Source organism: Rhizobium mesoamericanum STM3625, assembly GCF_000312665.1.
Lineage (GTDB): Bacteria > Pseudomonadota > Alphaproteobacteria > Rhizobiales > Rhizobiaceae > Rhizobium > Rhizobium mesoamericanum.
Genome location: NZ_HF536773.1, coordinates 996,950 through 1,014,496 on the forward strand (window position 1 = coordinate 996,950; position 17,547 = coordinate 1,014,496).

Annotated in this window: 19 protein-coding genes; 14 read left to right on the forward strand and 5 right to left on the reverse strand. The window is 58.8% G+C overall.

The genetic code is table 11. From position 1 onward, the window contains the following. Positions 1-153 precede the first annotated feature (153 nt). Positions 154-1,152: a LacI family DNA-binding transcriptional regulator gene (locus BN77_RS24875; protein WP_007537314.1), complete on the reverse strand. Its 999-nt coding sequence runs from the start codon at positions 1,150-1,152 to the stop codon at positions 154-156. 777 nt (positions 1,153-1,929) lie between these two features. Between BN77_RS24875 and BN77_RS24880 the strand changes: the two genes are divergently transcribed. The 3 genes from BN77_RS24880 (at position 1,930) to BN77_RS24885 (ending at position 3,222) form a co-directional block, all read left to right on the forward strand. Then, on the forward strand, positions 1,930-2,133 hold the full coding sequence (locus BN77_RS24880; RefSeq protein WP_040678432.1) for a hypothetical protein: 204 nt from the start codon (positions 1,930-1,932) through the stop codon (positions 2,131-2,133). 240 nt (positions 2,134-2,373) lie between these two features. Then, complete coding sequence (locus BN77_RS33730; protein WP_157224511.1) at positions 2,374-2,754, forward strand: hypothetical protein; 381 nt, start codon at positions 2,374-2,376, stop codon at positions 2,752-2,754. A gap of 159 nt (positions 2,755-2,913) precedes the next feature. Then, a complete protein-coding gene (locus BN77_RS24885; RefSeq protein ID WP_157224512.1) occupies positions 2,914-3,222 on the forward strand; it encodes a hypothetical protein in 309 nt (102 codons plus the stop codon). Between the two features lie 42 nt (positions 3,223-3,264). On the opposite strand, the gene BN77_RS24890 is transcribed toward BN77_RS24885, so the two are convergent. Beyond that, the gene (locus BN77_RS24890; RefSeq protein ID WP_007537319.1) at positions 3,265-3,510 is read right to left on the reverse strand and encodes a hypothetical protein; all 246 of its coding nucleotides are present in this window, start codon (positions 3,508-3,510) and stop codon (positions 3,265-3,267) included. Between the two features lie 775 nt (positions 3,511-4,285). On the opposite strand from BN77_RS24890, the gene zwf reads away from it, so the two are divergent. Continuing rightward, complete coding sequence (gene zwf / locus BN77_RS24895) at positions 4,286-5,755, forward strand: glucose-6-phosphate dehydrogenase (RefSeq protein WP_007537321.1); 1,470 nt, start codon at positions 4,286-4,288, stop codon at positions 5,753-5,755. Between the two features lie 462 nt (positions 5,756-6,217). Here the strand turns inward: zwf and BN77_RS35050 are convergent, their stop codons facing one another. Continuing rightward, positions 6,218-6,466, reverse strand: a complete 249-nt coding sequence (locus BN77_RS35050; RefSeq protein WP_040678433.1) for a hypothetical protein — start codon at positions 6,464-6,466, stop codon at positions 6,218-6,220. A gap of 472 nt (positions 6,467-6,938) precedes the next feature. Here BN77_RS35050 and BN77_RS35055 point away from each other — a divergent pair, with 472 nt between their 5' ends. Next, entirely contained in the window at positions 6,939-7,118 is a 180-nt protein-coding gene (locus BN77_RS35055) for a hypothetical protein (RefSeq protein WP_007537323.1), read from the forward strand. Positions 7,119-7,377: 259 nt separating this feature from the next. Here BN77_RS35055 and BN77_RS24910 read toward each other — a convergent pair whose 3' ends face one another. After that, positions 7,378-7,719, reverse strand: a complete 342-nt coding sequence (locus BN77_RS24910) for a type II toxin-antitoxin system HicB family antitoxin (protein WP_007537326.1) — start codon at positions 7,717-7,719, stop codon at positions 7,378-7,380. Next, on the reverse strand, positions 7,716-7,976 hold the full coding sequence (locus BN77_RS24915) for a type II toxin-antitoxin system HicA family toxin (protein WP_007537328.1): 261 nt from the start codon (positions 7,974-7,976) through the stop codon (positions 7,716-7,718). The genes BN77_RS24910 and BN77_RS24915 overlap by 4 nt, the downstream gene beginning before the upstream one ends. A gap of 479 nt (positions 7,977-8,455) precedes the next feature. On the opposite strand from BN77_RS24915, the gene BN77_RS24925 reads away from it, so the two are divergent. The 9 genes from BN77_RS24925 (at position 8,456) to BN77_RS24965 (ending at position 17,531) form a co-directional block, all read left to right on the forward strand. Further along, positions 8,456-8,656 carry a hypothetical protein gene (locus BN77_RS24925; RefSeq protein ID WP_040678434.1) on the forward strand — a complete coding sequence of 67 codons (201 nt, stop codon included), beginning with the start codon at positions 8,456-8,458 and terminating at the stop codon, positions 8,654-8,656. A 405-nt stretch (positions 8,657-9,061) separates the two neighbouring features. Continuing rightward, positions 9,062-9,637 (forward strand): TetR/AcrR family transcriptional regulator, encoded by a 576-nt coding sequence (locus BN77_RS24930; RefSeq protein WP_007537334.1) that lies wholly within the window; start codon positions 9,062-9,064, stop codon positions 9,635-9,637. Positions 9,638-9,640: 3 nt separating this feature from the next. Then, complete coding sequence (locus tag BN77_RS24935) at positions 9,641-10,243, forward strand: 2-hydroxychromene-2-carboxylate isomerase (RefSeq protein ID WP_007537336.1); 603 nt, start codon at positions 9,641-9,643, stop codon at positions 10,241-10,243. Between the two features lie 452 nt (positions 10,244-10,695). Then, positions 10,696-10,953, forward strand: a complete 258-nt coding sequence (locus tag BN77_RS35060; RefSeq protein WP_007537338.1) for a molybdopterin dinucleotide binding domain-containing protein — start codon at positions 10,696-10,698, stop codon at positions 10,951-10,953. Between the two features lie 266 nt (positions 10,954-11,219). Next, positions 11,220-12,872: an ABC transporter substrate-binding protein gene (locus BN77_RS24945; protein WP_007537339.1), complete on the forward strand. Its 1,653-nt coding sequence runs from the start codon at positions 11,220-11,222 to the stop codon at positions 12,870-12,872. Between the two features lie 33 nt (positions 12,873-12,905). Further along, a complete protein-coding gene (locus tag BN77_RS24950) occupies positions 12,906-13,916 on the forward strand; it encodes an ABC transporter permease (RefSeq protein ID WP_007537340.1) in 1,011 nt (336 codons plus the stop codon). Beyond that, positions 13,913-14,761, forward strand: a complete 849-nt coding sequence (locus BN77_RS24955; protein ID WP_007537342.1) for an ABC transporter permease — start codon at positions 13,913-13,915, stop codon at positions 14,759-14,761. Before BN77_RS24950 ends, BN77_RS24955 begins: the two co-directional genes overlap by 4 nt. After that, positions 14,740-16,443: an ABC transporter ATP-binding protein gene (locus tag BN77_RS24960; protein ID WP_007537344.1), complete on the forward strand. Its 1,704-nt coding sequence runs from the start codon at positions 14,740-14,742 to the stop codon at positions 16,441-16,443. Before BN77_RS24955 ends, BN77_RS24960 begins: the two co-directional genes overlap by 22 nt. Next, entirely contained in the window at positions 16,440-17,531 is a 1,092-nt protein-coding gene (locus BN77_RS24965; RefSeq protein ID WP_007537346.1) for an LLM class flavin-dependent oxidoreductase, read from the forward strand. Before BN77_RS24960 ends, BN77_RS24965 begins: the two co-directional genes overlap by 4 nt. Positions 17,532-17,547 lie beyond the last annotated feature (16 nt).

Genomic DNA, 17,547 nt, shown 5'->3' on the forward strand with positions numbered 1-17,547 from the left:
CACGTCCTCCTTTGAACACCCCCAAAATACGGTTTGGTTTAAGGAATAGCCTGCAGATTCTTGATCAGATCAGATCAAATCGCGTTCTCGAACCGGATGGGCATCGGACGGTCACCGCAAGGCCTCGCGCTATTCTGATCAGATCACCTCAGATCAAAGATTTTCTGCCGTGATGGTCGTGAAGCGGATCGGTGGATTGTCGACAGACTCGTGTAGGAGGCCGATTTTCGAGAAAAGAAGGTCCGTCGCACGCCGGGCCTGGGCTTCAGGCATCTGGTCGAAGATGACATCCGCCGTCCCGTCGGCCAGAGAGGATCGAGTGACATCCGTCAATTCATGACCAGCGAAAAACATCTTCCGGCCGCTGCGCCTAAGATATTGCAAGATGGCAGTGTTGGCCCCGCCGGCGTTATAGAATCCAACGAGGTCGGGCCAAAGATGAAGTGCCTCCATGACGCACCTGACGCTCGCGTTATGATCATCCATGCCGAAAAACACGTGATTGAAATTCAGTCCCTCGCGCGGGTTCCTCTCGATAAAGTCTGAGAAGCCCTGGATGCGCTCCTTGTGGACCTGGTATATCTGGCTATGGCAGAGCGCGACTAACGTGCCTTCCTTCCCAACGGAGCGAGAGAGCATCAGACCCGCCATCCGACCGACGGCGCGATTGTCGATGCCGACGAAATCGGCCTCTTCGATAGTTTTGCTCACAACCTGCACGATCGGTAGCCCGCCTCTATGAGCCTTTCGCAATGCGGCACCGATTTGCGGATGGCTTGGGCTGGCGATTACCAGCCCCGAGCGACGGATAGATGGATTTGTAATTCGCTCGCAGATCGCGACGGGATCATCCTCTTGCAGGAACGTCAAATGGATCTGAATTGTGGTATCGAGTGACGAAGCAATTCGCCTGAAAGCCCGAGCCAAGCGGGCATAGAAACTGGTGTCTGGTCGAACCAGGATGACTTCGATCCGAATAATGCCTCTATGCATTTCAGGCATCCGGCCTGGCCAATCGAGGGCTCGCGCCGCGAGCAAAACTTTCTGAGCTGTGTGCTCCTTCACGCCACCCCGTCCGTTGAGTACCCTCTCGACGGTTGCCGATCCAACGCCCGCGCGCTTGGCTATGTCAACATAGGTGGGCTTGGTCACTATCGCCCCCTTCATTTTGCGTCGGAATTCCAGTCTTTGCCACGATACTTTCGCCCCACATGAGCATCCACCGGCATTTTCGTTAATCGCGAACGCCGGCGTTGCCAAGCTGCTGCCGGGGATAGCCCTATATCGCAAGTTAAAAGGGACCGTCAGCCAACGAGTGACGTTCCGATCGGCGGAGCCCCTACATTGGCAGGCGGAAACGGTTCACGACAATGCCGAGCAGCGGGATGAGCGACCTTGCACCGGCAAAGAAAGCCGCGGAAAATGCCTGCCTGCCGAAGTGCGAGCGGACACGTGCGTCTCGCAGCGCGGGAGGCGGTATTGCGTGATCGACGTCCTCTCACAGCGCTGGAAACCGAGGCGCTCGCTAACCTTATTTCGTGAAATGTCCAGTGATGAGGAAGCGTGGCCGTCGTGGCTGTCTGTGTTTAACCGGAGCCCGACAAGATGCCCCACATTCAGCATGCCTTGGGACAAGCCCTGCGCGACTGCACCGATATCGGCCTGCAAGCTTACCTCGACACCATAAACCTTTCGACGCCAACGGCGCATGCTCCATCGAGGTCGCGGCCTGCTTGAGGGAGTTCTCGGCCACCGCGTCGATGGAAACGAGACGTTCGCTAAGCAGGCGAGCATGGGATCGATGGACGAACTGGAACTTCGGCGTCGACGGCAACGACGAAACGGCCACCGCGGACAGGTCGGAACCGGGCTACGCTGTTCTGATGTGGCTTGGCTCGATCGAAAGATAAGAAGTTGGTGACCCAGGAAATGGAACGCGTCGAGGGCAAGTTCCTTCTCGTCGAGAAAGATTGGTATTCCGACATCATGGGGCTTCAGCGGAAGGTGAGCACGCGGACAGCACGTTTGAGGATCTACGTGATCGCTCAGTTGAAAGGCGCCGACGCGCCGGACGCTGCCCATAAACAACAGGCCGCCGGCAGGAATAGCAAAATTGGATTTCGCGAAGACTGAATTGGCCTTCACTACGATCGCTCGCCCTTGAGGGGTATCGCGATCGTCCAACATTATTCCCGGCGCTACAGCGGATGTCCGATCCATATCAGCGATCGCGGTTCTGGAAAAGCTGAGCCACAACTTCGGTGTGCCGCTATTTCTGGAGAACAACGTAATTTTTTGCGCGGCCCTGGCCCGAATACCTTCCGGTGCCGCACCGATCCCATCCTGATTCGGTGAACTAATGCGAGCCACTCAGTGTCAGTTGATCAGCAAATTCCCGCTGGTGATGAAGTGATCGTCTTCCACGTCCACTTCGATCATCACGATCTCATCAGGTTTGCAGAAGGAAAAAACGTGTCGCCTTCCACCTGCCTGAACGACGATAAGACCGTCTTCATCCGGATGCCGGTGGCGACGAGGTTACGCTCGGGGCCTTCGTGGGAGATCGGTCCGGCGTCGCCTGCGCCCACGCGCATCGCGGTCATGTCGTGCGATAGCGAGGAAGGCGTTCTAAAGCTCCGACGCCGGGTCGAAGCACAATCGGCACTTTCCGCTAACTCGGAGTATACTGCTGCGTTGCACCAGGGTGAAATCAAACTTCCCGCGCCGCTACTAGCATGTTCACCGGAGGCCTGAACACGGGCCGCTTGGCAAATCTCCCCAGTCGCCGTGAACTCCAAGCCGCTCAAAACCTGTCGACAATCCTAATCGCACCATTTATTAGCATGGACTAATTCTGGTACACTTGTGCCATCCTAGCAGTTAACGACTCTATCGAACGGCATGGAGGCTGGCGTGCGAAAGATTGCGGTGAACGAGGACTACCTCGATATGGGCACCCTTGCTTGTAGCGGCGCGCTCCTAAAGGGCGTGGTGTTCGACAACATTAGCACTAGCCAGTCGGCTCCTCCCCATCTCCGCGACTTTTCCTTCATTAAATATGCCCTCAAGACTCTGTGCCGTGAGAGCGGGATCGTTCGGGATAGAAAGGCTACCGTTGAAGTCGCGGCACTGTTGGTGGCTCTGGTCAAGGAAGGCGCGCATTGCGAAGCGGAGCTGGTAAACCGTGCGCGCCAGAGATGGTCAACCCCTGAGCGGGGCTAAGGTGATCACCTGGGGCTTTGGGGGATTAATTCCAAAGCGCCATTAAAAGGGACTCTCCCCGGCTTTTGTTCCAACTGGAAGAGCTGCGCTAAAGTGTCCCTGCCACGGGCCAACGTAGGTTTCGATCAGCGCCGTGGCGATGCCTTCCACAGACCGATGGCCTTTGTCGAAAAGTTCCACAGCGGCGCGATTAAGGAGCGTCGATGCCTGGTCGTCCGGATCTATGTCGTAGTACAGATACCATTGCTGAACGGCCCTAGAGAGTATTAGAAGATCGGTGTGTTGCATGGCCGCCTCCCTTCGAGAAGGGGGCAAGTAGCGGAGCGCTCGCGCTCTTCAATAGTCAGGGTCGTTAGAAACGGGTTAGATTTAACGGGTCACCCGAGATCATGATGAACTAGGACCGTTCCTCGGGATCAGAGATGATGGCGTCAAAATCCGCGGACTTGTGAGCCGTCAAAGGCCGCGGTCCGTTTGCAGGGGCAGCCGCACCCAGACCGCCGCGGCACGCCTCCGTTGTTTAGCGGCAGCTTGAATTGGAGCGGTCCTTTCTGTGACCGGACCGACGTTTGATCTTCCCCAATGTGAACCGCGCCACCTAGTTTGCGGGTCTGCATCCCCGCGGTCAACCGCTGGCCGGTGGAAACGAAGAAATCGAGGCTGCGCCGCAACGGGGTACACCCATATGCCATGAGCAGAGGTCTCTCACCTCATTCCTTTGCGGTCCCTGCAACCCTCCCGCTATGCGAAGTGCTCACTGCGGTCGACAAAGCTTTGGATTTGCTGTCAATAGCCGCCTGCGCCTCTGAGCTGGGTCATCTTACTGACTAAGTTGCAAGGACATTGCTATTAAGAAGTCGACAAAGGAGCGACCGAAGGCCCTGAGACGCGGCAATTCGGGACGGTATTGCAGCCCCTTGCTCCGCTACGCAATCCATGCCTCTATTTAAACTCAGAGGGGTGAGCTTCAACGTCATGGCGTTACGCAAGAAGGTAGCCGCCTTCGCGGCAGCGCGAAGCTGAGGTCGACCTGCATCCCCAAGCGACAACGGAAGACTTGAGGATGAGTGTTTTGCGCAAGAATTCAACTCGGGTTGGCCCCGGCTATCCACAGGTCGTTGTGCTCGTCGGCGCAACGGGCGATCTCTCAAGGCGTAAGCTACTGACCGGGCTGTTCCACCTCACCAATGCGGGCTTCATCCCAGGGTGTCGCATTATCGGCGTCTCGCTCGACGACATCGATGCCGATGCCTTCCGCACCATCGCCCGTGACTCACTGGACAAGTTCTTGACTCGCAAGTTCTCGCAGTCCGAATGGGAAGCGTTCTCCGCATCGCTCGACTATGTCCCACTCGCTGCCGGCGCTAATGCTCTCAAGGAAGCGGTCGGCAGGGCCGAGGAAGCACTGGGCGCCGAGACGCGGCGCGTGCACTATTTATCCGTGCCACCAAGTGCCGCCCTCCCGGCGGTGCAACTCCTCGCCCAGGCTGGGCTGACTGAACGCTCCCGTATCATAATGGAAAAGCCCTTCGGCACGGACCTTGCCAGTGCGGTTGAACTGAACAAGGAGCTGCACGAAGTGTTCGACGAGAAGCAGATATTCCGCATTGACCATTTCCTCGGCAAGGAGCCGGCTCAAAACATCCTGGCCTTCCGATTTGCCAATGGGCTGTTCGAACCAATCTGGAACCGCAACTTCATCGACCATGTGCAGATCGACGTTCCGGAGACGCTCGGCCTTTCCACCCGCGCCGCCTTTTACGAGACCACCGGCGCCTATCGTGACATGGTGGTGACCCACCTCTTCCAAATCCTCGCGTTCATGGCGATGGAGCCGCCCACTGCCCTTGAGCCTGCGCCTATATCGGAAGAGAAGAACAAGGTGTTCCGCTCCATGTTGCCGATTGAGCCGCACGACGTGGTGCGCGGTCAATACATCGGCTACCGTAAGGAGCCTGGCGTCGATCCCGAAAGCGACACCGATACCTTCATCGCGCTAAAATGCGCCATCGATAACTGGCGCTGGGCTGGCGTGCCCTTCTACCTGCGTACCGGCAAGCGCATGGCCGAGGGGCAGCGCATTATTTCGATCGCATTCCGCGAGCCCCCGAAATCAATGTTCCCTGCGGGCTCTGGCGTGGGAGCACAGGGCCCTGACCACCTCACCTTCGACCTTGCTGATGCCTCCAAAGTCTCGCTTTCCTTTTATGGCAAGCGCCCTGGACCGGGCTTCCGGCTCGACAAGCTCTCGCTGCAATTCGCCATGAGCGAAACCGGTCTGATCGGCGAAGTTCTGGAGGCCTATGAGCGTCTGATTCTCGACGCCATGCGCGGTGACCACACGCTGTTCAATACGGCCGAGGGTATTGAGCGGCTCTGGGAGGTTTCCCAACCTCTCCTCGATCACCCGCCGCCCGTACGCCTCTACGACCAGGGCGGCTGGGGGCCGAAGTCGATCCACCAACTCATTGCGCCGAACGCTTGGCGCCTACCGTTCGAGCGCGCCTGGAGGGATGCGGCAAAGCCTGATTGACGGTCAACAGTTGGATCGATGCCGGCGACCAGAATAGCGCCGACCAATTGCGAAAAATCCCATTACGATGACGCTGTCAGATATGTGCAGGAAACCGAGTTTCGACCGCGAATGCTCCAGAGTGGCATTGGTGCTTGGATCTGCATTTGTACGGAATTCGTCTTTGACATCTTTTATCTCGTCGCCGGGTCGGTACCTTGCAGCGAACGGATTTCCGGCGTCCGCAGGTGGGTATTCGGTTCAGTATTGCAACGCCGGAGTCTCTTTTTGCTGAGCGGCGAACGAGCTGTGCAACCGGCTGCATCGTCGTCCTGGCAAGTGCTCGCTCCAGAGCTTCGATGCAGCCCGATCGTGCAAATGCCCCTAAAAGACTACTATCGACTTACTGATTGGCATGGCAACTCGATCCCGACGGCACGAAACCTTCATAAATTGGCTGGGCTGTGGTGATCGCATCAGGACTCAACCTTTGGGATCGCGGTCAAGAAGAAGACCGTGCAGGCGGCCACGTCCGCTATTAAGGGGAATGTCTTTGAACAATCGCGATATGAGGCGTGGTCGCAATCCTTGCCTCTCATCGATGAGGAGGAATGACATCCTCTTTATTTCGATCGTGATCACGCCTGCATGGTCATGGCGACGATAACTCCGCGAATCGATCGCATGGAAGCCGTTTTCCACCGCCCAGGCGGCTATCATATCCGCGTTCATCAGGGTCCTGCCTAGGAGATTCGGACGTGGTTTCTCGAGCTGTCCAGGTCGTGCAAATCGCTTTTGCAGTCCTACGGGTACCGCAACTGGAACGCTACAAGCCAGCCAAATCCGTCCATGATTCCACTTCTCACATAGGTGTTGCGAGAAAGACTCGCAGCAATCGGTACGACTCAACCGTAGCCCGCCCATTTAGTGCTCTTGAAGGGATACGAACCCTGGGACCCCTTTCTTGAAACCTCAGGGCCTAGCGAGGCGGAGGGCTCTGCCATCGAAAAGAAGGTCCGCCCAGGAATAACAATTTTGAACGAACCGAACCGTCAGTGATTTGTTTCGGGTTACCTTGAGTCCCATCTGCAACACCTGCCCCAACGTTTTTAATCAAAAGGCACGAAATGAGATTCTCCCTCGTCAAACAGCGACGAAGCGGCCATCGTTGCTCAAGCCGAACGACCTGCTCCAAGGAGACGCAATGAAACGAGATCATCTCATTGTACAGGCCCGTAAAAAGGTTTCAGATCCTTATGACGTAGCGTACTTCGCAAAGAAGCACGGGATAGACTCCACCGATGCGGCTCCCATCATCAACCTCCATCGGTCCGATAGAGATTCGGCAGATCGGGCCGCATACCATTTGAAAAACACTCTTTGAGACGCCACCCCTGTATTTTCCGCTGCCGGCGTTGTCGCTGCCGCGCTCTAGCTGTGAGCTATCAGGAGGTTGTCCATTCGGAGTGGATTTGGGAGACTGGAGTTACCACACCTCAGTTTTCCAGGATCACTCCGAAAATCCATAAGAATGCCAGACTGACGTCTTTGCGTCGAGAGGAGTGGCTCTGGCAGGCAACGACATCTGCTTTGATATCCATTGAGGAGGCGACAGCTGATGTGCGTGTAAGCTCGTACAGCGATTATGCGACCTTATGCGATACGGCGCGTTCCAGCGCCTGCGTTACCCATTTGTTGAGACTTACACCCTCGCGCCGCGCCGCGCTCGACACCGCCTTATGGACGCTGGGTTCGGTCCGAACGACGAACTGACCGGAAAACGGTTTTTCAGGCTCTTCCCCACGTTGCTTGCAGAACGCCAGGTAGTCCTCAACCGAATCTGCCAAGGCTTGCTTCAGTTCGCCCGCTGATGTTCCCTGGAAGGTGATGACATCGCGCATATTGATGACCTCGCCGTGAAAAATCTCGGCGTCCTCATCAAACTCAACAACAGCTTCGTAGCCCTTGTAGTGCATTGTGGTCATGGTTTTATCTCCGCTTCGAGCAGAAAGCCCCGGACGGATTTTACCGCCCCCTTGTCGGTCTCCTTTTGCGGGTGCGGGCGATGGAACACCGCGCGCACCCCGTTCAAGGCGACCCGCACCCGCGACCCTTGCCCTTCGGTGATCTCCGCCCCACATGCAGCGAACAGCGCTTCAATGTCCCGCCAGACAATTCCGGCAAGAACGGGGTCAGTAAACACGGCTTCAAGAGTTGCTTGGTGCTTCCTGCTTAATTTCATATAGTATCGCTTTTCAGTATCAAATTCAAGATTCCTGACAGGAGGCCCCTGCGACAGGGAAACCCCATTGCTCCGCGGCGATCAACAGCCCACCCGCGTGAGTGCGAACGTTTTCCGATTACTTTTTTGCAGTTGAAGGGATGCGAACCCGCGGCCCGCCGGCCAGCGGGCCAGCGATCACAACAGCAACCGCCGGGCACAATTTCGTTCTTGTGGGCTTTGACACCGACCCCAAACAGTATCTCGACGATCATGCCGATCGGGCCAGCCTCGGTGCGAGCAAAATCTTTGTTGCTGGGCCTAACCAGGGCTTATCCGGCACCCATGCATTCAGGCACAAGACAGTCGCCTCCCTCTGCCCGACAGCAAAACAGGACGTGGCACTTTTCCGGCCGGACCGGGTGGTCATGGCCGCTGGCCCTGCCGATCAGGTGAACGCTTAGGACTGCCGCGCAGCACCTGAACGGGACTGGGCGGTGATGGCCATACTCAGGAGCCTGCAGGCCTTTGCGACCGGTGAAGGTCGCCCCCGTGATCATGCGCTCGCGTTCGACGGCACCTTCGGTGACCAGATCGGGAGAGCAGCGATCGACACTGTCAATCTCGCGAGTTCGGCGGCCAGAGCAGTGGTAATAAGCATCCTTGTTTTCTCCCAAATGAGCGAAGCCGTAGATGGCTAATGCATTATTAAGAGAAGAGACGTCGCCGTGGTTCGAACCGCCCGCGATCGACCCGCATTCTTTCTCAAGTGGTTGAAGGGCCTGCTTACTCGATCCCCAAAAAAGTTGATCCTTCCGAAGCATATTCGGCGAAACATTTTCCACAAATATTGTAGAATAGGAACGACCTGTCTTTCTCTCATGTGCTCGATCATCTAGCGTTTGAACGTGAAAGGCAGTTTCGACCGTCACGACCCCGCGAGAAGGTGCAAAAATTGAAACAGTTCGCTGGAGGCGCGCGCACAGGTATCCACTTCCCAAGTGCCGAGTAGGGTGTTTACTCTTCAAAAGCCGAGCCTTGCGAGCGCCCGTCCCTGAAAAGGGCTTGCTGACCATTACCACAAGATCTCCAACCAAAGCAGTTCAATGAAAGAGCCCATATCCGACCATATTATCAGATCTGCTGGAACGCTCTTTTACCGTGAAGGCATCCGTGCCGTCGGTATCGATCGGATCATCGAAGAGGCGAACGTTGCCAAGGCAACCCTCTATAGACATTTTCCCTCGAAGGACCATCTCGTGGCAGCTTACCTGCACGAGAGGCACGAACGCGTCGTCCGCTCGCTGCACGAGGTTCTGAATACGATGGAGCGTCCACGGAACCAGATCAAGCTAATCTTCGAGCGGCTACATGAGAAAGCCGATAGCCCGGAGTTTCGAGGCTGCGCATTTGCCCTTGCGGTTGCAGAGCACGGCGATTCCGATCGTGTAGTCGCAGTGGCACAAACCCATAAGAAAGCGGTCGGCGACATTTTTCGAGCCATCGTGTCGAAGGCCGATATCAAGACCAATCAGATCGCTGCGCATCTTTCCCTTCTTTATGAAGGCGCGCTTGCGACGGTCGCCGTGGCGCGCGATCCGAAGGCTGTTCTCATCGCCCGCGACTGCGCGCTCCTGGCATTCGATGCGGCAGTTTCCTCGACCCAGCTCTTGAAAGCTTAGGCCATGGCAAAGACAATTGACTACTTCTTCGGCATCGGCTCTCCCTGGGCTTATATCGGCCTTGAGCCGTTTGCGGCCCTCGCTGCTCAACACGACGCGACGATCCGCCCTTACGTGATCTCGCTGATCGAAGACAATGGAGCGATCTATTCTCGCAACCGACCGGAGGCACGCCGCTCCTACTGGACCAAGGATCTGAAACGTTGGGCGGCCCTGCGCGGCAAGGTGCTAAACGTTGAAAATCGCTCAGGCCTTTCCGACCCGATGCCGGCCGGCATGTTGGTCATCGCCGCGATCGAAAAAGGCGCCGACTGGCTGAAGCTCACCGGGGCCCTTCAGGAGGCTTTCTGGACGCGCGGCGAGGACATCGGCAAGGTCGAAGTTCGCCGGGCGATTGCCGATGCAGCAGGATTCGACGCCACAGCGCTCGAAGCTTTTGCTCAGAGCGCTGCCGCCCGATCGATCTGGACATCAAACATCGGGATTGCCAAGGCCGCGGGCGTCTTTGGCTTTCCGACCTTCCGCTTCGAGGACGAACTCTATTGGGGACAGGACAGCCTGCCATTCCTTGAGCGCCATCTGAACGGCGAAAAACTGGTCGCCTGATCGCTGTCTTATCGGACCGGCGCAGCCATCTCTGCGCCGGATTTGATCTCTGTATTCCGGAGTTTCCCACGTCTCTTTCCCTGCCAGGCTCGCTCGTCTCCACCGAGTGGCTGGCCGCACATCTTCACGATTCCAACCTGGTCATTCTCGACGGTTCGTCGGCTCCTACGGCTGGTCCAGTGTCGGACGGGTTCATCACGCCCAAAGCCAGATCCACCGTCGCTGCCGAAGCAATCGGGCAAGATCTAAGCTTTTCTGACTCGATAGAGAGCTTTGGTTATCACGATTGCCTCGGCCATCCGCGCTGGTATGGACCCAGATGCGGGACCGAGGCTGCCGAGAGCCGAACCCCCTCATGCCGTCTGCAACCAGCCCCACTCGCGCCTTCACAGCCAGCTGACTATGGTGACTTCAGCCGCTCCACCAAGATCAACGGCCGAGAACCGGCACGCATGAACGCTGCTAATGCGGCAGAGCGCGGCGTTTCGGACGGGGATATCGTCAGGTTGTTCAACGCCCTCGGACGTTGCCTGGCGGCTGCGGCGATCAATGGGGATGTAAGACCGGGTGTGATGCAGCTTGCCACCGGCGCTTGGTTCGAGCCCGATGATGCGGATGCCGAGATTGCTATGTGTATTCATGGCAACCCCAGCATCCTCGTCCGCGATGCCGGCACCTCGCAGCTTGCCCAGGCATCCATGGACAGCTGACGAAGGTCGATGTCGCTTTGTCGGGGAACTGCCGCCCGCGCATTCTCGACAGGAAGACGTTCGTCGCTGGGTAATCCGCGCTATACGGATACGGATGCCTCTGCTAGGCGATCGAAAGCCGGAAATGCTGATCCTCGTGCTTCAGATTGCGCTGATAAAATAATCTACGAATTTGGTAGAAAAAGAACAACCAGTCTTTCTCGAAATCGATCCGCTCACATAGGCTCCTGTTTGTCATCAGCCCGGCAACCAAACAGGACCGCTTCATGGACGACCGTTTTTCCCGCCCTCTTCTTTCCCGGCGTCGTCTGCTGACCGCCACCTCTGCACTGGCATTTGCCGCTCTCGTCGCAACATCTGGTGTAACCCCGACCCTGGCTGAGGACGGAGCGCATGATGGCGGAGATGTCGTCTTTCTGATTGACTCGCTGGGCGACACCTGGATTCCCAACAACAGTGCGATCTCAAGCTTTCAGGGCCATATCTGGGGCCATGTCACCGACAAGCTTCTTTATGTCGATGCCGACGGCAAGGTCAGCCCGTGGATCGCCGAGCGCTGGGAACAGAACGACAGTGCGACGGAATTCACCCTGCATCTCAAGAGCGGCGTGACCTTCTCCGACGGTAGCGCGCTCGATGCGGCAGCCGTCGTCGCAAATCTCGACATCTGGTATGCCGGACGCAAGAGCGAGGGCATCAACCCGATCGGCCTCTTCCCCAAGACCTATGATCATGCCGAAGTCGTCGATGCGACAACCGTCAAGGTCTTCTTCAAGAAGCCGACGCTGGGCTTCATTCCAACGCTTGGCTATCACGGCTCGATCCTCATTTCCCCGAAGACCATTGCCTCGCCGGCGAGCAGCCAGGCCGATCTCGGCAAGACCTCCGGCAGCGGCCCCTATGTCGTCGAGTCCTGGAAGGAAGGCGACTACGTCAAGCTTACCAAGCGCAAGGACTACAACTGGGGTCCTGCGGCGGTCGGCCAGACCGGTCCGGCCCATCTCGATACGATCACCTATAAGCTCGTCTCGGAACCGTCGTTGCGTGTCGCAGCCGTCCAGTCGGGCCAGGCCGACGTTGCCTACAACGCATCGCCGCAGGAACTCGAGTCCCTCAAGTCGGAAGGCCTCACGGTAGCGACGCCCCGCTATCTCGGCTTCGTCAACGGCTGGGCGATCAATACCAAGCTTGCCCCCTATGACGACGTAAGGGTTCGCCAGGCCCTTCAGGCCGGTATCAATCGCCAAGAGATCATCGACACGGTCTATACGCCCGACTGGAAGCTTGCGACGTCGTTCATCCAGAGCAATGTTCCAGGTGCGACCGACCAGAGCGCGCTCCTCGCCTACAATCCTGAAAAGGCAGAGAAGCTTCTTGAGGAGGCGGGCTGGAAGAAGGGAACGGGCGGCATTCGCGCCAAGGATGGCAAGCCGCTGTCGCTGACGCTGAATTCCAACCCCTACCTCGCGGCATCGAAATCGATAGACGAGCTGATTGCGCAACAACTCGGCAAGATCGGCTGGAAGGTCGATATCCGGGCCTATGACGTCGTCACCTTCGGGCAGAAGGTAAAGTATGGCGGCGCGGGCGTGCCGGCATATGAGGTGACGCGCTCCTTCATCGACGCCGGCACCGTCGCCAGCATCCTGACGAATGCCAACAATGGCGAGAACTGGTTTGCGCTCGACGAGAGCGACAAGACGCTCAACGACCTACGCGACAAGATTGCCGGCGCCGGCTCCATCGAAGGCCGCAAACCGCTGCTCGATGAGTTACAGAGATACGTCCTCGATCAGGGCTATTTCATTCCGCGAACGCAGATCGTCCAGCGCATCTACGTGCAGTCGCCGAAGCTCAAGGGCGAGGTCTACAACGGCGTCGCCTATGCCAGCTACTACACCGCAACGAAAAGCGAATAGTCCGGTCTTTCAACAGACACAGAGGTGATGGGCATGAGCAAGGCCTATTTCGACTATGCCGGAAAGCGGCTCCTGCAGGCAATCGTCGTGATCCTGCTGTCTTATGTCTTCACCTTTGTCGTCGTCAGCATCCTGCCCGGCGACCCGATTACGAACGTCCTGAACAATCCCCAGAACGGCTTCACGCCGGATGAGATCAAGGAGATCATCGCTGCGCAGGGCCTGGATAAACCGATCCCCCTACAGCTTTGGAAGGCCTTTTCCGGTTTCGTGACCGGCGATCTCGGTCTGTCGATGCGAACGAACCGGCCGGTGGCGACGCTGATCGGCGAGGTTCTGCCGTCAACACTCGTGCTTGCCTCGGCGGGACTCGCAGTTGCGCTGTTCCTGGCGGCGATCATCGCCTACGGCACGCAATTTCTGCCCCGGCGGTTCGGCCAGGGACTACTCCGCGGCTTCCCGTCGTTGTTCCTTTCGGTTCCGAACTTCGTGATCGCCCTGGTGCTGATCCATCTCTTCGGTTTCCAGCTGGGCGTCTTTCGCGTCATCGAGCCCGACAGTTTCTGGGCAACGCTTTTCGCAGCGATCGCCCTCGGCATTCCGATCTCGGCACAGATCGCCGAAGTCCTGATTGCCAATCTCGATCACGAATCAGGCCAGGATTATGCCGCCGTCGCACGCGCACGCGGGCTCGGCCAGATGCGGCTCTTCGTCATGCACCTGCTCAAACCCTCATCTCTGCCGGTCATCACGGTCGTCGCTTTGACGATCGGCGAATTGCTCGGGGGCTCGCTCATCACCGAAACGGTGTTTGGGCGAAACGGCCTCGGCAGCCTGGTGCAGCGGTCGGTCAGCACGCAGGACCTGCCGGTTCTGCAAGCGGTCGTTTCTCTCGCCGCGGTCGTCTTTGTCGTCGTCAACCTGATCGCCGATCTCACCTACCCGCTCCTCGATCCGCGCGTCAAACTTGTCGGTGGGCAAGCGCGCCGCCCGACGACTACTGACGACAGTTCTCATTCCATCTCCAAGGCAGTGACCCCATGACACTTGCCTCTGTTTCCTCCACCCCGGGTGCGACGGCAATCGGCCGTCTGAGGGGCCTGCGCGCGCCGCCAGTCGTCATCCTGTCTTTCCTGGTCGTTGCTCTCGCGATCGGCTGGTCCTTGGCGCCTGGATTTTTTACCCATTACGATCCGGTGAACGGCACTCCCGCACAGAAGTTGCTCGGCCCAAGTGCCGCACACTGGTTCGGAACTGACCATCTCGGCCGCGATCTCTATGCACGCGTTGTCTATGGCACGGCCTCATCGGTGGCGAGCGCATTGATTGCGGTCGTCATCGGCGTCGTCGCGGGCGGAGTTGTCGGACTGCTGGCCGGCTTCTTCGGCGGCTGGGTGGACACGGTCTTTGCCCGTCTCGTCGATGTGTTGCTGGCCATCCCGAAATTCCTGCTGGCGGTCATCGTCGTCACCGCAGTCGGTTTCGACACAACGAATGCGGCAATCGCGACGGGCGTCTCCGCCGTTGCACTGTTTGCGCGGGTGATGCGCTCAGAAGTCATCAAGACCCGGCAGGCAACATTCGTCGAATCGTCCTTCCTTCTCGGTGGCTCGCGCTGGCACATTCTGTGGCGGCACGTGCTTCCGAACGCATCGCGATCGGTGCTGCCGCTTGCCGTCTTGCAATTCGGCGATTCCATTCTGGTGATCGCCAGCCTTGCCTTCCTTGGCTACGGCGACCCGCCGCCGGCCTCCGACTGGGGCCTGCTGGTCTCGATCGGCAAGGACTACCTCAAATGGCCCTGGCTGGTTTATGCCCCGGCCCTCGTCACGATCGCAACAGTCCTCTCTGTAAACAGGATCAGCCGATGGCTCCGCAAGACAGACTGACGACGCTTTCAAACCGACCGTCGACCCCACTGCTGCGGGCCGAAGGATTGTCGGTCGCCTACGGCACCCACAGGGTCGTGAGCAATGTCGGCTTCGAACTCGGACGCGGCAAAGGGCTCGCGCTGATTGGCGAATCCGGATCAGGCAAGTCGACCATCGCTCGCGCCGTCCTGCGACTGCTTCCCGCAACGGGACACGCCACCGGCCGCGTCGAATTCGAGGGCCGGGAGCTACTGGGGCTTCCGGATCGCCGCTTTCGCACGTTCAGAGGACGCAGGATCGGCTTCGTGCCGCAGGACCCAAGCAACTCCCTGAACCCCGTCCGCACGATCGGCGCGCAGGCAATGGAAGCGGCCGCACTGCTGGACGAACCGGACAAGGCGCTTCGCAAAACGTTCGTTCTGGAGACATTCGCGCAGGTCGGGCTCGACAATCCGCGGCGTGTCTATGACTCCTATCCGCATCAGCTTTCCGGCGGAATGCTTCAGCGCGTGTTGATCGGTCTGGCCGTTCTGCCGCGCCCTTCGCTGCTGGTCGCGGACGAGCCGACCTCCGCGCTCGATGTGACGATCCAGAAGCGTATTCTCGACCTGTTGTCGGCGTTGCAGCAGGAACTGCAGATCGGCCTTCTCCTGATCACCCACGATCTAGCGATCGCAGCAGAGCGCGCAGATTCCATCGTGGTCCTCAAGGACGGCGCCATCCAGGAAGCCGGCAGCACTGCTACGATATTTTCCGCCCCTTCCTCGTCCTACGCCAGAAAGCTCCATGCCGACGTGCCGGCACTCAACCCCGACCGGTACCGGCTGTTGCGAGAGCCTGGTTTCCAGCGTCTTGGCGGCAGGCGCGAGAAGACACCGAAGATCGAAGTTGCCGGCTTGACGAAGAACTTCACCGTCGACGGCAAAGTTCTGACCGCCGTCAACGACATCTCGTTCGACGTTCAGGCGGGAACGACGCATGCGCTGGTCGGCGAATCCGGATCGGGAAAGACAACAGCGATCCGGCTTCTGCTTGGGCTTGAGCAGCCTGATTCCGGGAAGATCACGGTGGGCGGCGAACAGGTCAACGGCAAGTCACCCGAACAGCTGCGCTCTGTCTGGCGCCAGCTGCAGCTCGTCTACCAAAACCCATTCACATCGCTCGATCCGACCTGGAACGTCGAGAGGCTCGTGCGCGAGCCGCTGGACCGCTTCAACATCGGGACGCATCAGGAGCGGGCGCTTGCGGTGCGCAAGGCGTTTGTAGATGTCGGGCTGGGGGAGCATCTCTTGTCCCGCAAGCCTTCCGCCTTATCTGGCGGGCAGCGCCAGCGCGTTGCCATTGCGCGCGCACTCGTCCTGAAACCTGATGTGATCGTATTTGACGAACCCACCTCGGCGCTGGACGTCAGCGTTCAGGCCGATATTGTCGAACTGCTGCTGTCGCTGCAGGTCAAGCTTGGTCTTACCTATATCTTCGTGTCGCATGATCTGGCGCTCGTGCGCCAGCTTGCCCACACAGTCTCCGTCATGCAACGCGGACGCATTGTCGAGCACGGCACCACCGGCGAGATCTTCGACACCCCCCACCAGCCGTATACGCGCTCGTTGCTGGAATCGATCCCGTCGGGTTCCGCGCGTTCCGCACGCGCCCAGCCCTTGCAGCAGCGACAGATCTTAAACGAGGAAAGGATCGCATGACCGTCACCGCCCCCGCCGCGGCACCGTCCGCGGCATTACGTCCGAAGAAGCGTCTTGGCTTCAACACACGCGTCTCGTTCAACGACGAGGTCGGCCCGGCTCACGGCTTGCGGGAGGGCATCGAACTTTTCAAGGCGGCAGAACGTCTGGGCTACCAGTCGGGTTGGGCCTATCAACGCCATTTCGACCATTATCTGTCCTCGCCGCTTCCCTTCTTTGCCGCAGCCGGCCAGCATACCAGCCATATCGTGCTGGGCTCGGCCGTCATTCCGATGCGCTATCAGGACCCCATCCTGCTGGCGGAAGCGGCAGGTACGACAGATCTCCTGATCGGCGGACGGCTGGAACTGGCAATCTCGACCGGCTCCAACGCCGCCTTCGATGCCGTCTTCGGCACGGTCGAAACCGATGCCCGGACGGAAGCCAAGCGCCGTCAGGCCCGTTTTCTTTCTGCAATCTCCGGCGAAGTCCTGCACGTCGTCGCGGAATCCGACCAGGGTGCCGCTGAAGGCAGCCAACTGAGGGTGACGCCGCACAGTCCGACCCTTCGCTCGCGCATCAGACAGGGTTCCGCTAGCCTTGGATCGGCGATACAAGCAGCTGAACTCGGCATCGGACTGATCGCCGGGACCGTACAGCATGACCACGCCGAGGGTGAGAGCTTCGGAGACTATCAGGCTCGCTGCATCGAGGCTTTCCGAGCCACCTGGCGGAGGGAACGGGCAAGCGAGCCGCCGCCTGTCGCCGTGGCGGCGTCGATACTGGTTGGCACCACGCCGGAACTTCGCGAAAAATACGCCGCCTATGATCTCGAACGACGCACCCAAGGCATCGCAGCGTCACGGCCAAAGGGCGCGCTTGAGCCTAGCGCGCGGACCAACCAGCCGCCGGGAAGCCAGATCTCACCCGTCTTCCACGGCACGCCGGACCAAGTAATCGAAGCGGTGCTTAGTGATCCCGGGCTTGCCGCGGCCGATGAGGTCGTCCTCTTTTTGCCACCTGCCTTCGGCCTGGCCGAGAACATCCGCCTGCTCGCCGATCTTACCGCAACCGTCGCTCCAAGCCTAGGCTGGTCTCCCGACTGGTAAGGCAGTCGCTCACCAG